We start from the raw sequence: 24879 nt of genomic DNA, 5'->3' as shown, positions 1-24879 counted from the left end.
CCGCCGCCGGCGCAACCGCGCCGCGTCTGGCCGTATCCTCGGCGGCACATCACCCGGGGAACCCGTCCATGTCGCGTCTCGTACTCGCTTCCGCCATCTCCCTCGCCCTGGCCGCCTGCAGCGGCGGCAAGGCCGCCGATGCCACGCCCGCCGCAGACACCGCGCCGGCCGCCGCCACGTCGCTCGATGCGGTGGAGCTGATCCCGCGCGAGGCCCTGTTCGGCAATCCCGAGCGCGCCAACGTGCAGCTCAGCCCCGACGGCCGCACCCTGAGCTGGGTCGCGCCGCTCGACGGCACGCTCAACGTCTGGGTCGCACCGGCCGACGACCTGTCCGCGGCGAAGGCGGTCACCCGCGACACCGCGCGTGGCATCCGCAGCTACTTCTGGTCCTACCAGCCCGACACCCTGCTGTACCTGCGCGACAGCGGCGGCGACGAGGACTTCCACCTCTACGCCGTCGACCTCAAGACCGGGCAGAGCCGGGACCTGACGCCGTTCGAGAAGACCACCGCGCAGGTGGTCGGCGTGAGCGACCGCCATCCCGGCACGATCCTGGTCGGCATGAACGACCGCGACCCGAAGTGGCACGACCTGTACCGGGTCGACCTCGCCAGCGGCGAGCGCACCCTGGTGGAGAAGAACGACCAGGAGATCTCCGGCTATCTCGCCGATGCCGACTATCGCCTGCGTTTCGCCTCGCGCGCGCGTCCGGACGGTGGCGAGGACCTGCTGCGCCGTAGCGGCGACACCTGGGAGACCTACGACCAGATCCCGTTCGAGGACGGCATGACCACCGGCTTCGCCGGCCTGAGCAAGGACGGCTCGACGCTGTACATGCGCGATTCGCGCGAGCGCAACACCGCCGCGCTGTTCGCGGTGGACGCCGCCGGCGGCGGCAAGCGCCTGCTGCACGAGGATGCGCGCGCCGACATCGGCGGCAATCTGGCCGATCCACGCACCGGCGAGGTGCAGGCGGTGTCGGTGAACTACCTGCGCGAGCAGTGGACGGTGCTGGACGATGCGATCCGCGCCGACCTCGCGCGGCTCGATGCGATCGGCCCGGGCGAGGCCTCGATCAATACCCGCACGCTCGACGATCGCACCTGGATCGTGGCGTATTCGGCCGCCGAGTCGCCGGTGGAGTACTACCGCTACGACCGCGACGGCCAGGGCGGCGGCACGCTGACCCGCCTGTTCTCCGGCCGTCCGGCGCTGGAGGGCAAGCCGCTGGTGCCGATGTGGCCACTGGAGCTGCAGTCGCGCGATGGCAAGACCCTGGTCAGCTATCTCACCCTGCCCCCGCACGCCGACGCGAACCAGGACGGCAAGGCCGACGCCCCGGTGCCGATGGTGCTGCTGGTCCACGGCGGCCCCTGGGCGCGCGACGCCTACGGCTACAGCAGCTACGACCAGTGGCTGGCCAACCGCGGCTACGCGGTGCTGAGCGTGAACTTCCGCGGCTCCACTGGTTTCGGCAAGGCGTTCACCAACGCCGGCGACGGCGAATGGGCCGGCAAGATGCACGACGACCTGATCGACGCGGTGGACTGGGCGGTCGATTCGGGCGTCACCACCGCCGACAAGGTCGCGATCATGGGCGGCAGCTACGGCGGCTATGCGACCCTGGTGGGGCTGACCTTCACCCCCGACACCTTCGCCTGCGGCGTGGACATCGTCGGCCCGGCCAACCTCAACACCCTGCTCTCGACCGTGCCGCCGTACTGGGCCAGCTTCTACAAGCAGCTGGTGCGGCGCATGGGCGATCCGGAAACCGATGAAGGCAAGGCCTGGCTGACCGAACGTTCGCCGCTCTCGCGCGTGGACGCGATCAGCAAGCCGCTGCTGATCGGGCAGGGCGCAAACGACCCGCGGGTGAAGCAGGACGAGAGCGACCAGATCGTCGATGCAATGACGGCCAAGAACATCCCCGTCACCTACGTCCTGTTCCCGGACGAGGGCCACGGCTTCGCGCGGCCCGAGAACAACAAGGCCTTCAACGCGGTGGCCGAAGGGTTCCTGTCGCAGTGCCTGGGCGGTCGCGCGCAGCCGATCGGCGCGGAGTTCGCCGGCTCCAGCATCACCGTGCCCACCGGTGCCGAGGGTGTGCCCGGGCTGGCCGAAGCGGTGGAATCGCACCAGGCCGACGTGCGCAGGTAGCCACACGCCCCACAACGGGTGGACGGGAGGGGCGCCCGCTGCGCCTCCCGTTCGCGCGTTGCGCAGCCTGGCTGCGCGTGCGGAGGTGGGAGGCCGCCAACCTGCCGTGACACGCCCGCTGCGACGCACGGTTGCGGCGTCCCCCGCCCGCAGGCCGGGTCGCGGATGGACGCGACGTGTCGCCACCCGGCGCACGCTCACGGCGTGCGGGCCGCGCAGGTCCGGTCGCTCAGGCGGCGCGCTCGAACCCCTGCACCAGCCCGGCCTGGTCCATCGGCCGCGCGAACAGGTAGCCCTGCGCGCGCTCCACGCCGCATTCGCGCAGCGTGTGCGCCTGGGCCTGCGTCTCCACGCCTTCGGCCACCACCGCCACGCCGGTCCGGCGCGCCAGGCCGGCGATCGCCTGCACGATCGCCAGATCGAACGCATCCTCCGGCAGGCCGGCGATGAAGGCGCGGTCGAGCTTGAGCACGTCGATCGGCAGCCGCTTGAGATAGGCCAGCGACGAATACCCGGTGCCGAAGTCGTCGAGCGCGACCGAAACGCCGACATCGCGCAGCCGCGCCAGCGTCTGCGCCGCGACCTCCACGTCCGGCAGCAGCGCGCTCTCGGTCAGCTCCAGGCACAGCCGCCCGGGCTGCAGGCCGCTGGCGGTGATCGCGGCGGTGACGTCGTCGACCAGGCTGGCCTGGGCGAACTGGCGCGCCGACAGGTTCACCCGCAGCTTCGGCCCCAGGCCGTCACGCAGGGGCCATTGCCGCGCCAGGCGGCAGGCCTCGTGCAGCACCCAGCGCCCGATCGGCAGGATCAGTCCGCAGCCTTCGACGATGTCGATGAACTCGCAGGCCGGCCGGCAGCGGCCGTCCTCGTCGCGCCAGCGCAGCAGCGCCTCGGCCGCGATCCACCGGCCGCTGGCGAGGTCGACCTCGGGCTGGAAGTACACGTGCATGCGCCCGGCGTCGAACGCGTCGCGCAGGGTGCGCTCCAGCCGCAGCCGCGTCACCAGGCCGCGGTGGTGTTCGGCATTGAACACCTCGCAGCGGCCGAGCCGCGCGTTGCGCGCGTTCTGGCTGGCGGTCTCGGCGTTGCGCAGCAGGTTGTCGGCCGAGGGCGCGGCCAGATCGCGCGAGAACGCGATGCCGGCGGTGACGATGGTGGCGGTGCCGCTGGCGTCCAGGTGCGCCTGCACCACGTCGATGCAGCGTTCGGCGAGGTTGAGCGCCTCGGTCTCGTGCAGGTGGCGGTGGGGCAGCACCGCGAACGCGTTGCCGCGCACGCGCGCCAGGGTGGCGCCACCGTCGAGCTCGCGCCGCAGGCGGTCGGCGGCCTCGACCAGCAGTTCGTGGCCGGCGTCGCCTTCGTGCGGCGAGGCGTCGAGGTTGAGGTGGATCGCGACCAGCCCGTCGTCGCCGCCGTGCAGCGGGCGCAGCGCCGAATGCACCACTTCCAGCAGGTGGTCGCGGTTGGGCAGGTTGGTGTGCGGGTCGTGCAGCTCGAGGTAGCGCACCCGGCCTTCGAGCCGGCGCCGGCGGTCGATCTCGTAGGCCATGGCCACGTAGTCGCCGATGCTGCCGGCGAAGGCCTGGTCTTCCGGCGTCCAGTCCCGCGCGGGCCCGACGTGCTCGTGGCAGATCACGCCCAGCAGCTCGCCGGCCGACCGCACCGGCGCGTCCAGCAGCGACCCGATGCGGTGCCGGCGCAGGTAGGCGCCCAGGCCGTTGTCGTCGCCATCCCGCTCGACCGCGTCCAGGTCGATGACCCGCACCTCGCGCAGTGCATCGCTGTAGCCGGCATCCACCCGCAGCGACTCGTCGCAGGTGGACGAATGCAGGTGGCGGCCGCGCTCATACTGGTGCAGGCAGTGCAGCTCCCGCGCCTGCGGGTCGTGCCGCCAGATGTTGACCCGTTCCACCTCCAGGGTCTCGGCCGCCGTCTCGCAGATCAGCGCGAACGCGTTGGCGAGCGTGCAGTCGTCCTGCCACACGCGCCGCGCCAGCGAGACCAGCGCCTGATGGTGGCGCCTGGCCCAGGCTCCGCGATCGCGTTGCGCACCCGCCTGCACGTCGGCTGACATCCGGCCCCCTTGGCCTCGTTGGCATGACGGCCGGCACCGGTTTCGCCCCCGCTGCGCGTGTTGTATACCCAGCGCGGGGGCCGCGCAAACCGGCCGGCGCCGCCGGGGCCACTGTTACACTTGACACGATTTTTCCCCCGGGATCTGCGGCGCCATGCGGCGTCCAGCCAGCGGCGCCCGCGCCGCCCGCCAAGCGAACCGCCATGACCAGCACCGCCGAACTGTCCTCCCCCGCCTCCGCCAACACCGGCCTGACCCACGGCGTCACCGACCCCGACTACACGCTGGACCACAAGTACATCCGCACCGAGGGGCGGATCTACCTGTCGGGCGTGCAGGCGCTGGTGCGGCTGCCGCTGATGCAGCGGCTGCGCGACCAGGCCGCGGGGCTGAACACCGGCGGCTTCATCTCCGGTTACCGCGGCTCGCCGCTGGGCGGCTTCGACCTGGAGCTGTGGCGGGCGAAGAAGTACCTGGCGCAGTCCAATGTGAAGTTCCAGCCGGGCCTCAACGAGGACCTCGGCGCGACCATGGTCTGGGGCACGCAGCAGACCAACCTGTTCCCCGGCGCGACCGTCGATGGCGTGTACGCGATGTGGTACGGCAAGGGCCCGGGCGTGGACCGCTGCGGCGACGTGTTCAAGCACGGCAATGCCGCCGGCACCTCGCGCCACGGCGGCGTGCTGGCGCTGGCCGCCGACGACCACGCCTGCCGCTCCTCTACCCTGCCGCACGGCAGCGAGGGCGAGTTCACCAGCGCGATGATGCCGATCCTCAACCCGGCCGGGGTCCAGGACATCCTCGACATGGGCTTGGTGGGCTGGGCGATGAGCCGCTTCACCGGGCGCTGGGTCGGCTTCAAGACCATCGCCGAGACGGTGGAATCCTCCGCTTCGGTGGACGTCAACCCGCTGGCGCTGCAGATCGTCACCCCGGAGGATTTCGAGCTGCCGCCGGGCGGGCTCAACATCCGCTGGCCCGATCCGCCGCTGGACCAGGAGATGCGCCTGCACCGCTATGCGGTCAAGGCCGCGCAGGCGTTCGCGCGCGCCAACCGCATCGACCGCATGGTGCTCGACGCGCCCGACGCGCGCTTCGGCATCGTCACCACCGGCAAGAGCTACCTCGACGTGCTGCAGGCGCTGGAGTACCTGGGCCTCGACGCCGAGCGCTGCCGCGAACTGGGCATCCGCGTCTACAAGGTCGGCATGACCTGGCCGCTGGAGCCTCTGGGCATTCGCGCCTTCGCGCGCGGCCTCCGCGACATCCTGGTGGTGGAGGAAAAGCACGCCTTCATCGAAAGCCAGATGAAGGAGCTGTTCTACAACTTCGAGGGCGACCGGCCGTCGATCGTCGGCAAATACGACGAGTCCGGCCAGTGGATCCTGCCCAGCACCGGCGAGCTCACCCCCGCCACCATCGCCGGCGTGATCGCGCGCCGGCTGGAGCAGTTCATCCCCGAGGGCAGCCGCGACACTGCGCACATCCGCGACGTGCTGCGCTGGATGGCGCAGAAGGAAGGCGAACTGGCGCTGCCGCGCGCGCAGTTCCCGCGCGTGCCGCACTACTGCTCGGGCTGCCCACACAACACCAGCACCAAGGTGCCCGACGGCTCGCGCGCGCTGGCCGGCATCGGCTGCCACTACATGGTGACGTGGATGGACCGCGACACCGACACCTTCACCCAGATGGGCGGCGAAGGCGTGACCTGGTGCGGGCAGGCGGCGTTCACCGACACGCCGCACGTGTTCCAGAACCTCGGCGACGGCACCTACTTCCATTCCGGCTCGCTGGCGATCCGCCAGTCGGTCGCGGCCGGCGTCAACATCACCTACAAGATCCTCTACAACGACGCGGTGGCGATGACCGGCGGCCAGCCGGTCGACGGCACCCTGAGCGTGCCGCAGATCGCGCACCAGGTGCGCAGCGAGGGCGTGTACACGATCGTCCTGGTCAGCGACGACATCGGCAAATGGCGCGACCGCTCCATCTTCCCGTCCGGCACCGAGTTCGAGGACCGGCGCGAGCTCGACGCGGTGCAACAGCGCCTGCGCGAGGTCAAGGGCGTGAGCGTGCTGATCTTCGATCAGACCTGCGCCACCGAGAAGCGCCGCCGCCGCAAGCGCGGCAAGATCGTCGACCCGGCCAAGCGCGTGTTCGTCAACACGCTGGTGTGCGAGGGCTGCGGCGACTGCGGCAAGAAGTCGTTCTGCGTCTCCGTGCTGCCCAAGGACACCGAATTCGGGCGCAAGCGCGAGATCGACCAGAGCAACTGCAACAAGGACTACTCCTGCGTCGAGGGCTTCTGCCCCAGCTTCGTCACCGTGCACGGCGGCAAGCCGCGCAAGGGCGACAAGGCCGCGACCGCCGGCCGCCTGGCCAGCCTGCCGCCGCCGAGCTTCGCCACCGACCTGGCGCAGCCTTGGAACATCCTGATCACCGGCGTCGGCGGCACGGGCGTCGTGACCATCGGCGCGCTGCTGGGCATGGCCGGTCACCTGGAGGGCCGCGGCTCGACCGTGCTCGACCAGACCGGCCTGGCGCAGAAGGGCGGCGCGGTGACCACCCACATCCGCATCGCCCGCAGCCCAGAGGACATCCACGCCGTGCGCATCGCCGCCGGCGAGGCCGACCTGGTGCTCGGCTGCGACATGGTGGTGGTCAACGACTACTGGGCGCTGTCGAAGCTGCGTGCAGGCCGCTCGCAGGTGGTGCTCAACACCTACGAGGCGATGCCGGGCACGTTCACCACCCAGCCGGACATGCAGTTCCCGGCGGCCGATATCTTCCAGGCCGTGACCCAGGCGCTCGGCGGCCAGGCGCCGCTGCGGATCGACGCCACCGAACTGGCGACCGCGCTGATGGGCGATGCGATCGCGTCGAACCTGTTCATGCTCGGCTACGCCTGGCAGCGCGGCCTGGTGCCGCTGTCGTTCGACTCGCTGATGCGCGCGGTGGAACTCAACGGCGCCGCCGTGGAGATGAACAAGACCGCGTTCGCCTGGGGCCGGCTGGCCGCGATCGACCCGGAGGCGGTCTACGAGGCCGCCGGCGTGGTGCGCAACGCGCCCACCGTGGCCGAGAACACGCCCGCCGCGCTGCAGTCGCTGCCGCCGGGCGAGTGGGAGAGCACCGAATGGGGCGCGACCTCCGCGCCGCGGCCGCTGCGGGCCGAGGACGAACTGCGGCACGTGCCCGCGCACGCCGGCACCGATGCGGTCGCCTTCCTGCCGCTGGACGACCTGCGCCTGTCGCGCTCGCTGGACGAGCTGATCGCGCGCCGGGTCGAGTTCCTCACCGACTACCAGGACGCGGCCTACGCGAAGCGCTACGCGGATTTCGTGGCGCGCGTGCGCGAGGCCGAGCGTGCGAAGGCGCCGGGCTCGACCGACCTGTCCGAGGCGGTGTCGCGCTACTTCTTCAAGCTGATGGCCTACAAGGACGAGTACGAGGTCGCCCGGCTGTACACCAGCGGCGATTTCCTGCGCCGGGTGGAGCAGCAGTTCGACGGCGACTACCGGCTGCACTTCCACCTCGCGCCGCCGCTGCTGGCGAAGAAGAACGCCAAGGGCGAACTGGTCAAGCGCGAGTACGGCCCCTGGGTGTTCAAGGCCTTCGGCCTGCTGGCGAAGCTGAAGTTCCTGCGCGGCGGCGCGCTGGATCCGTTCGGCCGCACCGCCGAGCGGCGCATGGAGCGCCAGCTGATCGACGACTACGAGCGCACCGTGGGCGGCCTGCTGGATGGACTCGACGGCGGCAACGTCGGCCTGGCCGCGGAGATCGCCGGCATCCCGGAGCAGATCCGCGGCTACGGCCACGTCAAGGAGGCGCACCTGCACGCGGCCAAGGCGCGCGAGGCCGAACTGCTGCGCGAGTGGGCCAACCCGCTGCGCATCGTGCAGGCGGCCTGAGGCACGGCAGGGAAGGCCGGGGTGACGACCGCAGCGCCGCCGCCCCCGCGCCGCGCCCCCGTGCGCAGGCGCACCTTCGAATTCGTCGTCGGCGCCTGCGCGATCGTGGTCTCGATCGTCTCGCTGTTCGTGGCGATCAGCGCCAACCGCACCCAGGAGCGGATGCTGGCGGCCAGCGTGTGGCCGTCGATGATCTTCGGCAGCAGCAACGTCTCGCGCGACGACGGCAGCCCGGAGATCGCGCTCGACCTGCTCAACCGCGGCACCGGTCCGGCACGCGTGCGGTGGGCGGAACTGACGTACCGCGGCAAGCCGATGGCCACCTCGGGCCAGTTGCTGGACGCGTGTTGCGGCGGCATGCCGGCCATGCGCGAGGACAGCTATCCGATCATCGGCAGCGGCATCCAGAACCGCGTGTTCGGTGCCGAGGAGTGGGTGTCGTTCCTGCGCATGCCGGCCTCGCGCGTGCCGGCCGATACCTTCGACGCGTTCGACCGCGAGCGGCACCACGTGCGCCTGCGCGCCTGCTACTGCTCGGTGCTCGACGACTGCTGGCTGCTCGACAGCGACCTGGAGGAACCGCGCCCGGTGCGCGTGTGTCCGGCGACGCCACCGTTGCGCTGGCGCGGCTGAGCCGGCGTCAGTCGCCCTGCCGCACGTACTCGATCACCGCGCCACCCTGCCGCAGCGTGACGCTCCGCGCGGGCGCGTTCGCCGGCGCGAATTCCAGCGTCGCTTCGACCACCTTGTAGAAGAACGTCGACGGCGATTCGGCGAAGATCTCGAACGCCGGCTGGCCGGTGAGCTGCGCCTTGGGCACGTCTGCGTCCAGGAACACGCGCAACACCACGCCCGCGTGCACGTACTCGCCCGCGATGCGCTCGAGCGCCTCGCGCGGCAGCTGCACCTCTGGCCGGCCGGCGGGCACGGGTTCTTCGCTGCGCGGCGCCACTTCGCCCGCGCCTTCGCCTTCCGGGAAGAAGCGCATCGCCGCGATGCGCCCTGCCTCATCGCGTTCGAACACGATCCGCGAATGACCCTCCTCGAACGCGAACGTGTCGGCCGCGACCGGGATCAGCGGATAGGGCTGGCCGCCGGTCCGCTGCGAGGTCAGCCGGCCATCCGACATGCGCACAATGCGGGTGTTGCCGGCGTCGATCCGGTACACGCCGGCGTATTCGCGCAGCGTCGCGTCCTCCACCTCGATCGGCGTCTTGTCCGGATACGGGCGGCCGATCGCCTGCGCCGCCAGCAGCTGGGCGATGCGTCCGGTACCGAGCATGCCGTCGCGGCCGGCGTCGGCGTTGTACAGCACCGCCACGGTCAGCTCATCCTCCGGCAGGTACAGCAGGTAGCTGCTGAAGCCGAAGATGCCGCCACCGTGGTCCAGCTTCGGGCGGCCGCGCAGGGTGCCGGTGGAGATGCCGAAACCGTAGTCGTGGTCGGCGGCCTTGCCGGCCGGCGTCACCATCGCGCGATAGCCGGCCTCGCGCAGCAGCCCGCCCGCGTGCAGGGCGCGGTTCCAGCGGTGCAGGTCGTCGAGCGTGGACACCAGTCCGCCGGCGGCATGGGGCTGGGTCATGCTCAGGTACGCCGCGCGCGCCCAGCCCGCGCCCTTGCGGGTGTAGCCGGTGACGTGGCCCGGGATCACGGCCTCGGCCTCGTTGCCATAGCCGGTGTGGTCCATCCCGAGCGGCGCGAAGAACGCCGTGCGCAGGTAGTCGTGCCAGGACTGTCCGCTCACGGCCTCGATCACCGCGCCCACCAGCACGTAGCCGGAATTGTTGTAGCGCCAGTCGGTGCCGGGTGCGAAGTCCGGCGCCTGGTCCCTGAAGCTGTCGATCAGGCGCGCGGTGGACAGGTCCTGCATGATGCCGCCGCTGCTCATGACCGCGGCGATGTCGGTGTAGCTGCGGATGCCGGAGGTGTGGTCGAGCAGCATGCGCACGGTGACCGCCTCGCCACCTGGATAGCCGGGCACGAACTTCGACAGCGGATCGTCGAGCGAGAGCCTGCCGTCCTCGGCCAGCTTCAGCACCGCCGCGGCGGCGAGCTGCTTGGTCACCGAGCCGATCCGGAACACGTGCCCGGGCGACAGCGGCACGCCGAGCTCGAGGCTGGCGCGGCCGCAGGCGCCGCGGTAGAGCACCTCGTCGCCGCGCGCCACCAGCACCGCCATGCCCGGCGCCCCGGAATCGCAGTTCGCCTCCAGGCTGCGTGCGGCGAACGCCGACACCTCGGCGTCCGATGGCAGGGACTGCGCATGCGTGGCGAGCGGGACGAGCAGGCAGAGCAGCAGGATCAGGCGCATCGTGGACTCCTTGTGGATCGGGGGGCGCCCCACCGCGGCCGGCGCGGTTCGGCTGCGGGAGCGGGGCTGGCCACGCCACGACGCACGAGCAGGCGCCGGCGTGACGCGACCCGCGCGATCGCGCCACGCCGGGCGCGGCACGCAGGCCAGGGCCGCCGCGGGACGCAGCTCAACGGCATTGGCGGCGCGATGGCGCTCACGGCGCCTGCCTGCCCCCTCACGCCGGATCCGCCGGCAGCGGCCCCCTGCGCCGCGCCCGTCGTGCTTCGCGGCGAGCGCGCGCGGCATCGTTGCGCGCGCGCTGGCGCTTTCGCGCCACGGCCAGCGCCTGCTCGAGCCAGGCCTGCACCTGCGCGGCGCGCCGGTTGCGGCACACGCCGCCCAGCCCGTAATACCCGGGGCGGATGTCGACTGCTTCCAGCACCTCGCGGTTGATCAGCAGGCGCAGGAACTCGGTCGCCAGGCCCAGGCGGCGCACGTGGTCCTGCACCCGCATCAGCCGCAGCGTGCCCTCCGCCATCGCCGCCACGCCGAGCGTGGTGTCGGGCATCGCGGTGGCGGTGCGCGCCAGCACCGCCGACCATTTCAGGCGCAGCACGTACAGGTGCGTGGGGCGCACCGCGTGCTTGGTCAGCGGGTCGGACAGCAGGATCGCGTGCTCGACGTGGTTGATCGTGCCCTGCGCCATCAGCGCGTCGCACAGCCCCTGCCAGTCGCCGCCCGGCGGCACCGGATGGCGCTCCAGCCGCAGCACGCGGCGCCGGTCCTCGCCGTCGTTGTCCAGCCGCGGCAGGTCGAGCCGCTGCTGGCAGAACGCGACGAAGCGCGCACCGAAGGTCGGCGCGCCGACGATCCAGGCGATGCGGAACATCGGCGCCCAGCTCCAGTGGCGGAACGCGTTGACCCAGCCGCGGTTGTCGGGGTGGTCCCACGCGTGCTCGAGGCCGAGGTCGTGGTAGACCGCCTCCATCAGCCGGATCAGCTCCTGGCAGAAGTAGAAGCAGGCGCGGAAATCCTCCGGCGCGGGCAACCGCGTGCGCCGCTCCAGCGGCGAGGGCGGGGCAGCGCCCGGCGCGTCGGGCGCGCCCTCCACCAGGTCGGTCCAGGCCGGATGGAACTGCGCGTCGAGCACCGCCAGCGCGGGCGTGTCGCGCAGCTTGCCCAGCAGGCGCGTGAGCGCCTTGCCGTGCAGCGCGAAGCGGTCGTCCAGACGCGGCAGCGGCGCCACCCAGCGCTGGCGCAGGGCGATCAGCAGCTTGTCCTTGAGCGCCGAGTCGTACAGCCCCAGTTCGTCGTGCGCGGGCGAGCCGGGCGCGGCGTCGATGCGTTCGAGCGCCGGCTCCAGCGCGCGCCGCGCGATGTCCTCGCCCAGCCGGCGGTAGCTCTCGAACTGCGCTTCGTCGAAGAACTGGTCGGAGGTGGGCTCGTGCGGGAAGCAGGCGTGGCTGCGCGCGTAGTGCGCGATGTCGGCCGGCTCCTCGCCGGTCAGCGTCGGCTTGAGGTACAGCAGGGTGCCGACGCTGCCGTCGGCGTAGGCAATGTGCCCCACTGCGCAGCTGCGCTCGGCCAGGCCGCCGTCGCCCGCGGCCAGCGCGGCGACGTCGATGTCGATGTTGGCGCCGAAATCGACCCGGCACTTGTGCACCGCGTTGCCCAGGTCGGCGAAGGCGCGCGCGCCGTCGGCCGCGGCATCCACGCACAGGATGAAGCGGCAGCGCCGGCGCACCAGCTCGTACAGCGCCAGGTTCTCGAAGTGGCCGCCGTCGGACAGGTGCACGAACTTGCCGCCGGCATGGGTGCGGCCCAGCAGTTCGGCCAGCAGCCAGCGGCCGAAGAACGGCGCGTCGTCGGCGCGCGGGCGTTCGGGATGGCGCGGGTTGGGCAGCCACCAGCCCAGGCGCGCGTCGAACAGCGTGAGCAGGAAGGTGACCGCCGGCGAGCTGTGGTAGCCCATGTTCGGGTTGACCGCGGCACCGGAGATCGCGATCGCGCTGCCGAGGGTGAGCGAGCCTGCCAGCGAATCGCCGTGGTCCACGTCGCCACGCGCGGGCGGAGGCACGGTGCGGCAGGCGGTGCCCGCGGTCGCCGCCATGCGGTCGCCGATCGGCGCATCGCCGGCACGCGAATCCGGCGGCAGCGATCCGCACCAGCCCGGCGTCAGACAGAACGAGGCCGCCTTGCGGTCCTGCCAGTCGAGCTGCTTGGCCGCGACCAGGTTCAGCGCGGTGCCGATCAGCGGATACAGCGGGCGCGCCCCGTCGTGGCGTTGCACCTCGACCAGGTCGGCCAGCACCAGGTCGTCCTGGACGTCGAAGTTGGTGGTCGGCTCGGGATTGCGGTGCAGGTTGCTGGCGCCGAGATAGCAGCGCACCAGCCGGTTGCGGTAGAAGGCATTGAGGCTGAATTCGTTGACGTCCACCGCCCAGCCGAACAGCAGCCACAGCGCGAGCGCGCCGACGAGCAGCAGCAGCAGCGCGCGCGGATGGCCGCTGACCGCCGCGTGCAGTTGCACCAGATAGTCGCCCAGCGACTCGCTGGCGAACGGCGGCAGCGCAGCCGGGGCGCCGCCGGCCACGCGCTCCAGCCACGGCCCGGCCGCCTGCAGCAGCACGTGCCCGGCCAGGCTGAGTGCGATCAGCAGCCCGAGCAGGAACACCCAGGGCGCCACGCGCGCGACGAGGTCGAGCAGGCGCGAGCGCTTCGAACCGCCGCTGCCGTCGCGCTTGCCGTGCGCCACCAGCAGGCCGACGCCGGTGGTCGACAGCCACGCCAGCGCACCCGCCCAGCCCAGGCCCGACAGCGCGCGCACGCCCTGCCCGGCGCCGTAGCGCATCGCCCACGGGCCGTAGATCGTCAGCGCCAGGGTCAGGGTCATGCCGAAGGCCACCAGCGCGCTGGTCTTGCCGCCCACGCGCGCCCAGATTTCCCGCTGCAGGTCGCTCATCGCCGGGCCGGCCAGGCCCAGGTGCACGATCGCGGTCAGCACCACCGCGGCCACCACCAGCGGCGGCCCGAATGCGAGCACGTGCCACAGGCTGCCCACCGCCTGCCATGCCGACAGCCAGTCGCGCAGCGCCACGATCGCCACGCCGGCGAACGCGCCCGCGCCCACCGTGGCCAGCACGAACCGCCAAGGGTGGCGCTGCAGCGCCGGCGGCGGGGCATCGCCGCGCGCCACCATGCGCGAGTACCACGGGTCGAGCAGCAGCCACGCATGCCAGACCAGCAGGTACAGCGCCGCGGTGACGAGGCCGAGGTCGAACCCGCTGGCCGCCCACGGCTCGGGCAGCCAGCCCACCGCCGCGGCGAACAACCCCGGCAGGCGCTCGTAGCGCCCCAGCCCGAGCGCACCGAGCATCGACGCCAGCGCCAGCGCGAGGATGGTCGCCAGCGCCGCCAGCACCACGCGGCGCGGCGGCGGCGCGACCTCGCCCTCCTGGTGCGGACGCCGGTTGGCGTAGGTGCTCACGTAGGCCAGCAGCACGATCGCCAGCATTCCGGTCAGCCCGGCCAGCGACAGCAGCAGGGTCGGGTTGCGCACGGTGACTTCCACCGCGCCGGCGTACAGCAGCAGCGGCAGCAGGCACAGCGCGAGGATCAGCGCGCACAGCTGCACCTGCACCAGCAGCACGTTGCGCACGTAGGTGCCGACCATGCCCAGGGTGTCGCCGGAAAACGGCGATTTCCGCGGCGCCAGGTAGTTGCTGTATTCGCGCAGGTGGCGGATCGGACGCTGGCCCGGGCCGTCGTCGTCGGCCGGACGGTCGCCGCGCGGGGCCAGGGTGGCGAAGGCGCGGGCGAAGCCGTGGCGCCGGATCAGCCCCTGCAGGAATGCGCCGGCGTAGCCGCCGCCCGACACGGTCGACTGGTAGTGGAAGCAGCCCAGCAACCCGAGCCGCGCCAGCGCCTGCAGCACGCCCAGGCCGAACGTCGCGCTGCGGATGCCGCCGCCCGACAGCGCCAGCCCCCAGGCTTCGACCGCGGCCGGATCGCCACGCGCGCCGGCCTCGCCGAGGATGGTGCGCAGCTCGGCCGCCTTGACCGCATCGATGTCGGGCGTGTCGCGGGTGGTCCTGCCCCAGCGCGCCCTGAGCGCGGGCAGCATGTCCTGCAGGCGCACGGCATCCTCCGTGTGCGTTGGCAGATCCCCCGGCCGCCACTGTAGTGCAAGCCGGGCACGCGCGGCGCGCGCATGCTGGCCGCCCGCATCGCCGCAACGCGTTGGCCTCCGGGAACCAGGCGCCGACACCGGCGGGGGGACTGGCGGGGCCGCATGCGCGGCCGCAGACTCGTGGCCGGGAGGCCTGGCGATGGCGATCAAGCGCATCTACGACAACTGGAGCCAGCTGCGCGCCGCCAGCGGCACGCCGCGCTCGCGCCAGCGGCGGGACTGGCAGGCCTACCTCGAGCGGCGCCCGCTGATCGCGTACTGGGGCGATTCCTGGTTCAGTACTCCGCTGTACAAGAACCTGTGCTGGAACAGCTTCGCCCGCATCGACGGCATGTCGATCCGGCTCGGCGGCCCCGGCCTGACCGCGGCCCAGATGCTCACACCGGCCGCCTGCCGCAACAACGCCGAACGCTTCGCCGCGCGCGGCTTCGACCTGCTGTGCCTGAGCATCGGCGGCAACGACTGTCTCGGCGAACGCCTGGCGCAGGTGTTCGCCGGGCGCGGGCGGATGTCGGCCGATGCCGCCTTCGACGCGGTGGTCGCGCACGGCATGTTCGACCGGCTGCGCGGGCGCTACGACACCCTCCTCTCGGCCATGGCCGGGATGGGCGGTGGCATCCGGGTGGTCGGCCATGGCTACGCGCCGATCTCGCGCCACGCCATCGGCAAGCAGGGCGCGCTGACCGTGCAGAACCTCGGCCTGGCGGCACTGGTGATGGGCACGGTCGGCCCGTGGCTGTGGCCGGTGATGCAGCCGGTGCTGGGCAGCAAGGCGGAGGCCGAACGCTTCGCCTGGCGGCTGCTGGTGGACGGCTTCCGCGACCAGGTGCTGGCGCCCACGCGCGCGGCCTGGCCGGGCCTGTTCTCCTACGCCGATTTCTCCGGCATCGGCTCGGTCGACGACCGCGCGTTCTGGTACGACGAGATCCATCCCACCGAGGCCGGCTTCGGACTGCTCGCGACCGGCTTCAACGCGGTCCTGCGGCAGGCCCTGCCTGCCGCCAAGCGCGCCGCGGTGGGCTGAACGCCGGCCGATCATGGCCGGTCCCGCCCCACGCGCCCTTCAGGAACCGGACGCTATGTTCACCCCCACCCGCGATCCCACCGACTCCGGAGGTCCGCCATGATCCACCTGCCACGCCGCACCCGATTTCCCGCCGCCAGCGCACTCGCGATTTCGCTGGCGCTGCTGCTGGGCGCCTGCGCACCGCGCGAGGATGCGCCTGCACCCGATGCCGACACCACGCCGCCCGCGGCCACCGCCCCGGCACCCGCGGCCGCGCCCCCCGATGCCCGCGTTCCACCCGATACCGTGGACGCGATCGATGCCGGCAGCGAGCCCGACGCGAGCACCGCGCAGCGCGTGTGCAACGCCGATGCGGTGCAGGCGCTGGTCGGCCAGGAAGCGACCGAGGCCGTGGTCACCAAGGCCACCGCCGACAGCCAGTCGGCCAGCGTGCGCGTGCTGCGTCCGGGCGACGCGGCGACCATGGACTTCCGCCAGGATCGCCTGAACATCAACGTCGACGACGCCGGCGTGATCGAGAAGGTCGGCTGCGGCTGATGCAGCCCTCGCCGGATCGCGGTCCAGGTCGCGATCCGGCGGCAATGCGCCGTGTTCCTGCGAGCGCCCGGCCGTGGCCAGGTGGTCGCATGCATTCGGCACGCCTCAGTCGCGGCAACCGTCTGCCCGGGTCGCGGCACAGACTGTCCGGTTCGCCATCGGCGGAACCGCTCCCCATGCGTGCGCAGCGTCCTGCAGTGCGGGCGCAATGGCAGCAGCGGCCGGCGATATGCTCGTGGAAGCATCTGCGGACCCCGGCGCGGTTGAAACGCGCCACTGTCCGCGATGCGCCCCGCGCGCAGTGCGAGGCTGGCGCGCTCAGTCGTCCTTCGGCTTTCCGCTGAAATCCACCGGCGCGCGCTCGCCGCGCTCGCTGCTCCAGGTCGTCTCGGTCTTGCGCTCGCAGGCCGGCGACACCGGTTCCCCCGGCCGGTCCGGGCGACTGGTGCAGGCCGGGTCGCGGTCGACCGTGGCGTGGGTATCGCGTACGTCGTAGCTGCCGCAGCCCGCCAGCAGCACGGCTGCCGCCAGCCAGAGTCCCATCTTCCGCATCGTGCGCGTGCTCCATCTCCTCAACGAACCGCATCCTGGCATCCCGGCGTGCATCGCGTCATCTCCCGTCCGTGGCTGCCGGGCCGCCTGCGTCCGTGGCGAACGCGCCGTCATCCGGCATCGGCGATCGGATCGCGCACCGGCGCGCGCGGCGCGTAGCGCCAGGCGATGCCCGCCGCGGCCGCGAGCAGTGCGGCCGCGAGCATCCACGGCGCGCCCGGGAACTCGACCGGCGCGCGTTCCCCGATGAACAGACCGAACACGCTGGCGAACGCGATCGGCGCGATGATTCCCGCCACCGACACCAGGCTCATCAGCGCGCCCTGGATGCGGCCCTGCATGTCCTTGTCCACCTGGCGCGTGATCAGCGCCTGGCTCGCGGGCGCGGCGATCGCCCACAGCGCGCTCACCGGCAGCCCGAGCAGGAAGATCCAGCCGACCGGCGCGAACGCGTACACCAGGAAGCCGGCCACGCCGCACGACAGGCCGAGGATCAGCGCGCGGCGCTCGCCGAACGCACGCACCACGCGCCCCACCACCGCCACGTTCACCAGCACGCTGCACACCCCGACCAGGAACAGCACCCAGCCCACCTGCCACGGCCCCCAGCCGAAGCGCACGTCGGCGAACAGCACGAACACGCTCGGATACACGTAGTGGGCGAGGTTGGCGATGAACACCACCGCGGCCAGGCCGATGATCGCCGGATAGCGCGCGATCAGCACGATCGCCGCCCACGGACGGGTGGCGCGCCAGTCGAAGCGGCGCGAGCGCGCCTCCGGCGGCAGCGACTCGGGCAGCACGAACAGCCCGTAGCAGAAATTGAGCAGCGCCAGCCCGGCGGCGAACCAGAACGGCAGCCGCAGGTCGACCTCGCCCAGCCAGCCCCCCAGCACCGGGCCGATGGTGAAGCCCACGCCGAACGCGGCGCCGATCAGCCCGAAGCTTTTCGCGCGCTGTTCGGGCGAGATGATGTCGGCCACGTAGGCGTTGGCGGTCGTGAAGCTGGCGGAGAACACGCCCGAGAACACGCGCGCCAGCAGCAGCCACCACAGCGTCGGCGCCAGCGCCATGATCGCGAAGTCCAGGCCCAGGCCCAGGCACGACAGCAGGATCACCGGGCGCCTGCCGTAGCGGTCCGACAGCGCGCCCTGGATCGGCGAGGACAGGAACTGGATCGCCGCGAACACGGTGCCGAACACGCCGATCCACAGCGCGGCCTGGGCCGTGCTGCCGGTGAATTCCTCCACCAGGTGCGGCAGCACCGGAATCACCAGCCCGAAAGCCAGCACGTCGATCAGCACCACCAGGAAGATGAAGACCAGCGCGGCCTTGCGCCGGGACGGGACGGGTTCGCTCACGCGCGGGCGCCGGGTCGGGGAAGGCGCGCATTATCGGGCAAACCGGCACGCGCGCCCGTGCGCCATCGGCGACGCACCGGTTCAGTGCGTCGCTACAACGCGCGCACAGGCATGCGTGGCCGGTCGAACGCGGAACAGCGCGTCGCCCGGGTAAGCGAAGCGCACCCGGGGAGCCATCGCCGCGACCCACAAGGGCCGTACGAAGAGCCGCACGAAGGTGCACGACGGGCTTCCCGGTCCAGCGCACCATGAGGCGGCCCCGCCCTACGCGGAAATCCGGAGCGATGTTCGACCACGGGTTCCGGATCAGCGGCCGGCGAACATCCGCGCCACGTCCACCGCGAGCGACTCGACCGCGTTGCCGAACCTGTCGTGCCCGCCGTCAGCATAGGCCACGCCGTCGCGCGCGAAGCGGTCGGCGACGCCGGCCGCGATATCGCGGGCGCCTGCGAACTGGGTGCCGAGCGCGCGTTCCAGGCTGGTCGCCGCGGCCTGCGGACTGGACACGTCGAGCCCGGAGAGCACGCCCGTGGCCAGCGACTGCACGTCGGTGAGCGAGCGCGCCACGGCGCCGAGGTCGCCGATCGACGGCGTGTGCCCGGTGATCGCGCCGGTGGCGAAGCTCGACAGCGCGCTTTCGACCGAGGTGTTGGCACCCGGCACGCGGCCGGCGAACGCGTCGATGGCCAGGTTCGCCAGCGGCTGCATGGCCGCCGGCATCTGGCTGGCGACCGTGTCGCGCGCGGCTTCGGTGAGGCTGCCGCCGACCAGGCCGTTGACCACGCCCATCACCGCGCCCGGCAGGCCGCCGGTGAGCGCACCCACCAGGGCCGCGCCGACGATGTCCTGCAGGTCCTGCGCATCCAGGCCCAGCGCACCGGCCAGGCCCGACATCGCATCCGCGAATCCGCCGGCGTCCAGTCCGAGGGCGTCGCTGACCGCGCTGGCCAGACCGCTCACCGCATCGGAGACGGCATCGCCGAGTCCGTCGAGGCCGCTGGTCGCACCGGTGTCGTTGCCGGCGGCATTGCCGCCCCCACTGCTGCCGACGCCGCCGGCGCCGTCGCTGCCATCGCTCATGGCTGCATCCCTGGCTGCAAATGTCACCCCGAGCATAGGCGGCCCTCGCCGCACTGCCAGCTGGGGCTGACCCCAGCCGGCGGTGCGAGGTGCTTCCGGGTGCGGGTGCGATCGGTGGGCGGGCGGGTCCCGGATGCGGCCTGCGGCCTTGTCCGGGCGACGGCCTTGCGGAGCCACCCGGCGGTATGGCTTCGCGTAGCCCGGGTAAGCGAAGCGCACCCGGGGCCCCGCCGCGCCGAGGGAGGCCAAGGCAGAGCAGTGCGCGGCACAGGACCGCGACCGACCTCAGCGCGCGGCGCGCAGCGCCTCGAGGATCCGGGTACCGGCGCGTCCGTCGGCGGGCGCGATGCCCAGGCGCTGCTGCTCTTCCACGATCGCGCGCCGGGTGAGCGTGCCGATCATGCCGTCGGCCTCGCCGATGGCGTGGCCGCGGGCGAGCAGCAGGGTCTGCAGCTCCTTCCGCTGCGCACGGGACAGGCCGGGATCGTCGGTCGGCCAGGGCGTGGCCAGGCCGGCGCCGCCACGCAGGCGGTCGGCGAGCGTGGCGATCGCCAGCGCGTAGCTTTCGGCGGCGTTGTAGGAATAGATCGCGTCGTAGTTGCGGAACACCACGAACGCCGGACCGCTGTGCCCCGCGGGCAGCAGCAGCGCGCTGCGCACGTCGGACGGCGCGATCGCGCTGCCGTCGGCGCGGGTCACGCCGCGCGCCACCCAGTCCGACAGTGGCCGCCGGCTGGTGCGTCCCGCCAGCGAGGCGTCGAAACCCGCCGGCACCTTCGCCTCGAACCCCCACGGCCGCCCGGTCTGCCAGCCGGCCTGCTTGAGGTAGTTCGCGGTCGAGGCCAGCGCGTCGGGAATGCTGGTGACCAGGTCGCGGCGGCCGTCACCGTCGCCGTCGACCGCAATCCGCGCATAGGTGGTGGGCATGAACTGGGTGTGGCCGAAGGCGCCCGCCCACGAACCGGTAATCGCCGGGTCGCGCAGGTCGCCGTCGTGCAGCAGCTTCAGGGTGGCGAGGAATTCGCCGCGGAAGAATTCCTGGCGGCGGCCGAAGCACGAGAGCACCGACAGCGACTGCAGCAGCGGCCGCTTGCCGTGGACGCGGCCGTAGTCGCTCTCCACGCCCCAGACCGCGACGATGGTCTCCGGATCGACGCCGTAGCGCGACGACACCGTCGCCAGCAGGTCGCGATGCGTCTCCAGCATCGCGCGGCCGTCGGCCACGCGCTGCTCGTCGACCAGGCCGGCGAGGTAGTCCCAGATCGGCGTGGTGAACTCGGGCTGCGCGTCGAGCAGGTCGAGCACGCTGCGGTCGGGCGTGACACCGACCATGTAGCGGTCGAAGGCTTCGCCCGGAATGCCGCGCGCGACCGCCTGCGGACGCAGGCGGTTGGCGACGCAGGTGTCGTAGGCCGGGTCGGGCGCGCCTGCAGGTGCAGATGCAGGCGTCTGCGTCTGCGTCTGCGTCTGCATCTGCGGCTGCGGCTGTGCCTGCGCCGCAGGAGACACCTGCGCCGCAGCCGTCAGGGCCGGCACGGCGCAGGCCAGGGCGAGGACGAGGGGTCGGATCATGGAAGGGCTCCTGCACGCGGATCAGCGCGCAGCATAGCCGCGCGTCCCGGACCGTCCGCCGCGCTGTGGTGACCGGTTCGCGACGCATTCACGCGTGGCGACCGCGCTGGAGGCGTTCGTCACCTCTGCGCCATTCGTTCGCCGGCACGTCGCCCGGCTCGGTGCAGCGCACGCGGGAACGTCCTGTCCCTCCATCGCGTGCAAGCCCCCACCCCGGCGGCGGCCTGCGGCCTTGGCCGGGCTACGCTGCACCGACCGTTCCGGCCGCGTCGCCTTCCACGTGGCTCGGGCAAGCGAAGCGCACCGGGACAAATGGGCGCGCATCCCGCGCGCCGCCCCGACCCGACTCCCGGCGGCGGCCTGCGGCCCTGGCCGGGCTACGCTGCGCCGACCGTTCCGGCCGCGCTGCCTTCCACGTGGCTCGGGTAAGCGAAGCGCACCCCGGGCATGCGGGCGCGCAGCCCGCGCGACGCCGAAACCCGACTCCCGGCGGCGGCCTGCGGCCTTGGCCGGGCTACGCCGCGCCGACCGTTCCGGCCGCGTGGCCTTCCACGTAGCCCGGGTAAGCGAAGCGCACCCGGGGCGCCCGGGCGCGGCGCGGTACGCACTCATGCGCGGCGGGCGACGACCCGTTCACCCCTGCAGCGCGTCCAGGTAGAACCAGTGCCCGTCCTCGCGCACGAAGCGGCTGTGCTCGCGCATGCGCACCACCGAGCCGCCGCCGATGCGGTAGCGGGCGACGAACTCGACCTCGGCACTGTCGGCCCCTGTCGCCGCATGGCGCAGCACGTCGAGCTTGAGCCAGGTCGGCCGCTGCGCCCTCGGCGCATCGAACGACAGTTCGCCCGGCCGCGTGGACGCATGCCAGCTGCGCAGCAGGTAGTCCGCATCCTCGCGCACGTAGGCGCTGTAGCGCGAGCGCATCAGCGCCTCGGCATCGGGCGCCGGCGCACCGGCGTGCAGCGGCCCGCAGCAGTCCTCGTACGCGCCGCCGCGGCCGCAGGGACAGGCCGCCATGCGCGGGCCGCCGTCAGCGCCGGCCGTTGCCGGATTCGATGAAGCGCAGGAACTCGGCGCGGGTGCGCGCGTCCTCGCGGAAGCTGCCAAGCATGGTCGAGGTCACCATGCTCACGCCGCGCTTGTGCACCCCGCGCGTGGTCATGCATTCGTGGCTGCCGTCGACCACCACGCCCACGCCCAGCGGCGCCAGCACGCGCTGGATGCAGCCGGCGATCTGCGCGGTCATCTTCTCCTGCACCTGGAAGCGCTTGGCGTACGCCTCCACCACGCGGGCCAGCTTGCTGATGCCCACCACCTTGCCGGCGGGCAGGTAGCCCACGTGCACGCGGCCGATGATCGGCGCCATGTGGTGCTCGCAGTGGCTCTCGAATTCGATGTCGCGCAGCACGATCATCTCGTCGTAGCCGGCGACTTCCTCGAACGTGCGCCGCAGGTACTCGTCCGGATCCAGCGCGTATCCGCTGAACCACTCCGCATAGGCCTTGGCCACGCGCTTGGGCGTGTCGATCAGGCCTTCGCGCGACGGGTCCTCGCCGGCCCAGCGCAGCAGGGTGCGCACCGCCTCCTCGGCCTGCGCGCGCGGCACGCCGTTGCGGGCGTCGTCGGAGTCGGTCACGGGCGGGTCCTGGGCGCGGAATCGGGAGCGCACATGGTAGCGCGCGACGCCCCGGTCGCGATGGCATGGCGGCGTGCAACGCGCGGACGCGCAGTGCGGGGATCCGGTGCGGCCAGGCGCACGACGCGTGGTCCCGCGACGCCGGCAACGGGCGCGGAACCGCGTCCGCCCGCCCGCGGGGAGAGCGGACGCCAGCGGAACCCCGCATCGACGCCCGCTCGGCGCGGCTCAGCGCCGCCCGGCGATGCGTTCGCGTTCGGGGATGGTCTGCGGCCAGCCGCCGGCGAGCGACTTGTACAGCGCCACCGCGCTGGACACGCTGCGGGTGCGGCCGTCGGCGAAGGCGTCCTGCGCCTGCAGCTGCACGCGTTCGGCATCGAGCACGTCGAGCAGGGCGGAGGCGCCGGCCTCGAACCGCGCCCGCGCCAGCTGCGCCGCCTGCTCGGCGTCGATCGCGGCGCGCTCCAGGTGCGCGTCCTCGGTGCGCGCGCGGGCGTGGCGCACCAGCGCGTTCTCGGCGTCCTCGAGCGCCAGCAGCACCGTCTGCTGGTAGCTCGCCAGTTCGCCCTCGGCCTCCGCGTTCGCCGCGGCGATGCGCGCGCGCACCCGGCCGATGTCGAGGAACGACCAGTCGATGCCGAGCGCGACGATGCGGGTCTCGCTGTCGCGTTCGAACAGCGCGTCGACGTCGACCGCCTGGCTGCCGATCAGTCCGCCCAGGGTGAAGCGCGGGAACAGGTCGGCGGTGGCCACGCCGATGCGCGCGGTGGCCGCGTGCAGCCGGGCCTCGGCGGCGGCGACGTCCGGACGTGCGCGCAGCAGGTCGCCCGGGGCGCCGGCGTCGATCCGCGGCGGCAGCGCCGGCAGCGCGCGCTGCGCGGCCAGCTCCGCGACCAGCGCGCCGGGATCGCGCCCGGTCAGCACCGCCAGCCGGTGCATGGCCACGCGCTCCAGCGCCTCCAGCGCGGGGATGCGCGCGGCGGTGGTTTCCAGCTGCGCCCGGGCGCGCGCGGTGTCGAACTCGGTGCCTGCGCCCGCGTCCAGCCGCGCCTGCACCAGGTCGAAGGTGCGCTGCTGGTTGTCGCGGTTGGCGCGCGCCACCCGCAGCCGCTCCTGGGTCCCGCGCAGTTCGACGTAGGTAAGCGCGACCTCGCCGGCCACCGCCACCTGCACCGCGCGCAGGTCCGCCGCGCTGGCGCCGGCACCGGCGCGCCCGGCCTCGATCGAGCGGCGCACGCGGCCGAACAGGTCCAGCTCCCACGCGGCGGAGATCCCGCCGTTCCATTGCTCGCCATCGCGCTGTTCGCGGGGCACGCCCGGCGCCTGGTCGGCGCTGCTGCGCACGTCCGCGACCTCGCCCTGCGCGGTGACCGTGGGCAGCACGTCCAGCCGCGCGTTGCGCAGCAGTGCGTTGGCGCGGTCGACGCGCGAGAGCGCGATGCGCAGGTCGTGATTGGCGTGCAGGGCGTCGTCCACCAGCTGCGCCAGCTGCGGATCGCCGAGGCCGTCTAGGAAGGCATCGTCGAACGGTGCGGCGGCGACGCCGGCGGGAGCGGTATCCGGGGTGGCGGTCGCGTCCGCGGCCGACACGTCGCCGGATCCGAAGCGCTCGGGCACGGCCATGTGCGGCCGCACGTGGTCGGGGCCCACCGCACAGGCGCTGAGCAGCGCCGCGGCCAGCGCGGTGATCGTCAGGCGACTCACCATGGCAGCGAGTCCTCGCCGTAGAAGAAGCCGCCGCTCGGACCGTCGTCGTCGATCAGCGCCAAGCGCACGCTGGTGCGCGCGCCATCGGCGACCTCGAGCTCGCCGTTCTGCTCGTCGCCCCTGCGGTTCATGTCGGTGCGCACGTAGCCGGGGTGGATGGTGTTGACCTTGATCTTCGACCCCTTCAGTTCGTGCGCCAGGTGCACCGTCCACGCGTTCACCGCGGTCTTGGACACGTCGTAGGCCGGGATCTTGAAGTCATAGATGAAGGAGTCGGGGTTGAGGTGCTCCTGGATCGAACCGAGCAGGCTGGAGACGTTGACGATGCGCGCGGACGGCGACTGGTGCAGCAGCGGCAGGAAGGCATTGGTCACCGCCACCAGCCCGAACACGTTGGTGTCGAAGGTGGTGCGCCAGGTTTCCATCGTCTGCTGCGACGGCTTCAGCGCCATGTCGTCGATCGCGATGCCGGCATTGTTGACCAGGATGTCGAGCCGACCGTGGCGGCGCCCGACCTCGGCCACGGCCGCGTCGATGCTGGCCGCGTCGGTGACGTCGAGCGCGATCGCCTCGACCGGCAGGCCTCTGGCCTGCAGCGTCAGCGCGGCTTCGACCGCGCGCTCGCGGTTGCGGCCCGCGAGCAGGGTGTGCACGCCGGCCTCGGCCAGCTGGCGCACGGTTTCCAGGCCGATGCCGCGGGTGGCGCCGGTGACCAGGGCGATGCGGGGGGATGCGTTCATTGCGATGGGGATCCTGTACGGCGGAGGGAGGAAGCGCGGCG

General features: G+C 72.6%; 16 protein-coding genes. 5 read left to right on the top strand and 11 right to left on the bottom strand.

Annotated features, from left to right (window positions below):
- The first annotated feature begins 68 nt into the window (after positions 1-68).
- Entirely contained in the window at positions 69-2159 is a 2091-nt protein-coding gene (locus tag QFW80_RS10240) for a S9 family peptidase (protein ID WP_280601778.1), read from the top strand.
- Between the two features lie 229 nt (positions 2160-2388).
- Here QFW80_RS10240 and QFW80_RS10235 read toward each other — a convergent pair whose 3' ends face one another.
- Complete coding sequence (locus QFW80_RS10235) at positions 2389-4233, bottom strand: putative bifunctional diguanylate cyclase/phosphodiesterase (RefSeq protein ID WP_280601777.1); 1845 nt, start codon at positions 4231-4233, stop codon at positions 2389-2391.
- 203 nt (positions 4234-4436) lie between these two features.
- Between QFW80_RS10235 and QFW80_RS10230 the strand changes: the two genes are divergently transcribed.
- On the top strand, positions 4437-8144 hold the full coding sequence (locus QFW80_RS10230) for an indolepyruvate ferredoxin oxidoreductase family protein (protein ID WP_280601776.1): 3708 nt from the start codon (positions 4437-4439) through the stop codon (positions 8142-8144).
- Between the two features lie 60 nt (positions 8145-8204).
- Positions 8205-8777: a hypothetical protein gene (locus QFW80_RS10225; protein WP_280601775.1), complete on the top strand. Its 573-nt coding sequence runs from the start codon at positions 8205-8207 to the stop codon at positions 8775-8777.
- 7 nt (positions 8778-8784) lie between these two features.
- Here the strand turns inward: QFW80_RS10225 and QFW80_RS10220 are convergent, their stop codons facing one another.
- Both QFW80_RS10220 and QFW80_RS10215 read right to left on the bottom strand, forming a co-directional pair.
- Positions 8785-10455 carry a serine hydrolase gene (locus tag QFW80_RS10220; protein WP_280601773.1) on the bottom strand — a complete coding sequence of 557 codons (1671 nt, stop codon included), beginning with the start codon at positions 10453-10455 and terminating at the stop codon, positions 8785-8787.
- Positions 10456-10672: 217 nt separating this feature from the next.
- Positions 10673-14575: a hypothetical protein gene (locus QFW80_RS10215; protein ID WP_280601772.1), complete on the bottom strand. Its 3903-nt coding sequence runs from the start codon at positions 14573-14575 to the stop codon at positions 10673-10675.
- Between the two features lie 190 nt (positions 14576-14765).
- Here QFW80_RS10215 and QFW80_RS10210 point away from each other — a divergent pair, with 190 nt between their 5' ends.
- Positions 14766-15650: a hypothetical protein gene (locus QFW80_RS10210; RefSeq protein ID WP_280601770.1), complete on the top strand. Its 885-nt coding sequence runs from the start codon at positions 14766-14768 to the stop codon at positions 15648-15650.
- Between the two features lie 99 nt (positions 15651-15749).
- A complete protein-coding gene (locus QFW80_RS10205; RefSeq protein ID WP_280601769.1) occupies positions 15750-16190 on the top strand; it encodes an I78 family peptidase inhibitor in 441 nt (146 codons plus the stop codon).
- A gap of 318 nt (positions 16191-16508) precedes the next feature.
- Here QFW80_RS10205 and QFW80_RS10200 read toward each other — a convergent pair whose 3' ends face one another.
- From QFW80_RS10200 to QFW80_RS10165, 8 genes are all read right to left on the bottom strand, one after another.
- Positions 16509-16733 carry a hypothetical protein gene (locus tag QFW80_RS10200; RefSeq protein ID WP_280601767.1) on the bottom strand — a complete coding sequence of 75 codons (225 nt, stop codon included), beginning with the start codon at positions 16731-16733 and terminating at the stop codon, positions 16509-16511.
- A gap of 119 nt (positions 16734-16852) precedes the next feature.
- A complete protein-coding gene (locus QFW80_RS10195) occupies positions 16853-18103 on the bottom strand; it encodes a TCR/Tet family MFS transporter (protein WP_280601766.1) in 1251 nt (416 codons plus the stop codon).
- Positions 18104-18409: 306 nt separating this feature from the next.
- Positions 18410-19183, bottom strand: coding sequence for a hypothetical protein (locus QFW80_RS10190; RefSeq protein ID WP_280601764.1), 774 nt, complete (start codon positions 19181-19183; stop codon positions 18410-18412).
- Between the two features lie 285 nt (positions 19184-19468).
- Positions 19469-20656, bottom strand: coding sequence for a lytic murein transglycosylase (locus QFW80_RS10185; protein ID WP_280602209.1), 1188 nt, complete (start codon positions 20654-20656; stop codon positions 19469-19471).
- A 732-nt stretch (positions 20657-21388) separates the two neighbouring features.
- On the bottom strand, positions 21389-21772 hold the full coding sequence (locus QFW80_RS10180) for a YchJ family protein (RefSeq protein ID WP_280601763.1): 384 nt from the start codon (positions 21770-21772) through the stop codon (positions 21389-21391).
- 13 nt (positions 21773-21785) lie between these two features.
- The gene (folE, locus tag QFW80_RS10175; RefSeq protein ID WP_280601762.1) at positions 21786-22391 is read right to left on the bottom strand and encodes a GTP cyclohydrolase I FolE; all 606 of its coding nucleotides are present in this window, start codon (positions 22389-22391) and stop codon (positions 21786-21788) included.
- Positions 22392-22619: 228 nt separating this feature from the next.
- A complete protein-coding gene (locus tag QFW80_RS10170; RefSeq protein ID WP_280601761.1) occupies positions 22620-24098 on the bottom strand; it encodes an efflux transporter outer membrane subunit in 1479 nt (492 codons plus the stop codon).
- On the bottom strand, positions 24092-24838 hold the full coding sequence (locus QFW80_RS10165; protein ID WP_280601759.1) for an SDR family oxidoreductase: 747 nt from the start codon (positions 24836-24838) through the stop codon (positions 24092-24094). The genes QFW80_RS10170 and QFW80_RS10165 overlap by 7 nt, the downstream gene beginning before the upstream one ends.
- Between the last annotated feature and the right edge of the window lie 41 nt (positions 24839-24879).

This window comes from Luteimonas rhizosphaericola (assembly GCF_029888045.1).
Lineage (GTDB): Bacteria > Pseudomonadota > Gammaproteobacteria > Xanthomonadales > Xanthomonadaceae > Luteimonas > Luteimonas rhizosphaericola.
The sequence above is the reverse complement of the archived record's forward strand: the minus strand, read 5'-3'. Positions and strand labels throughout refer to the sequence as shown.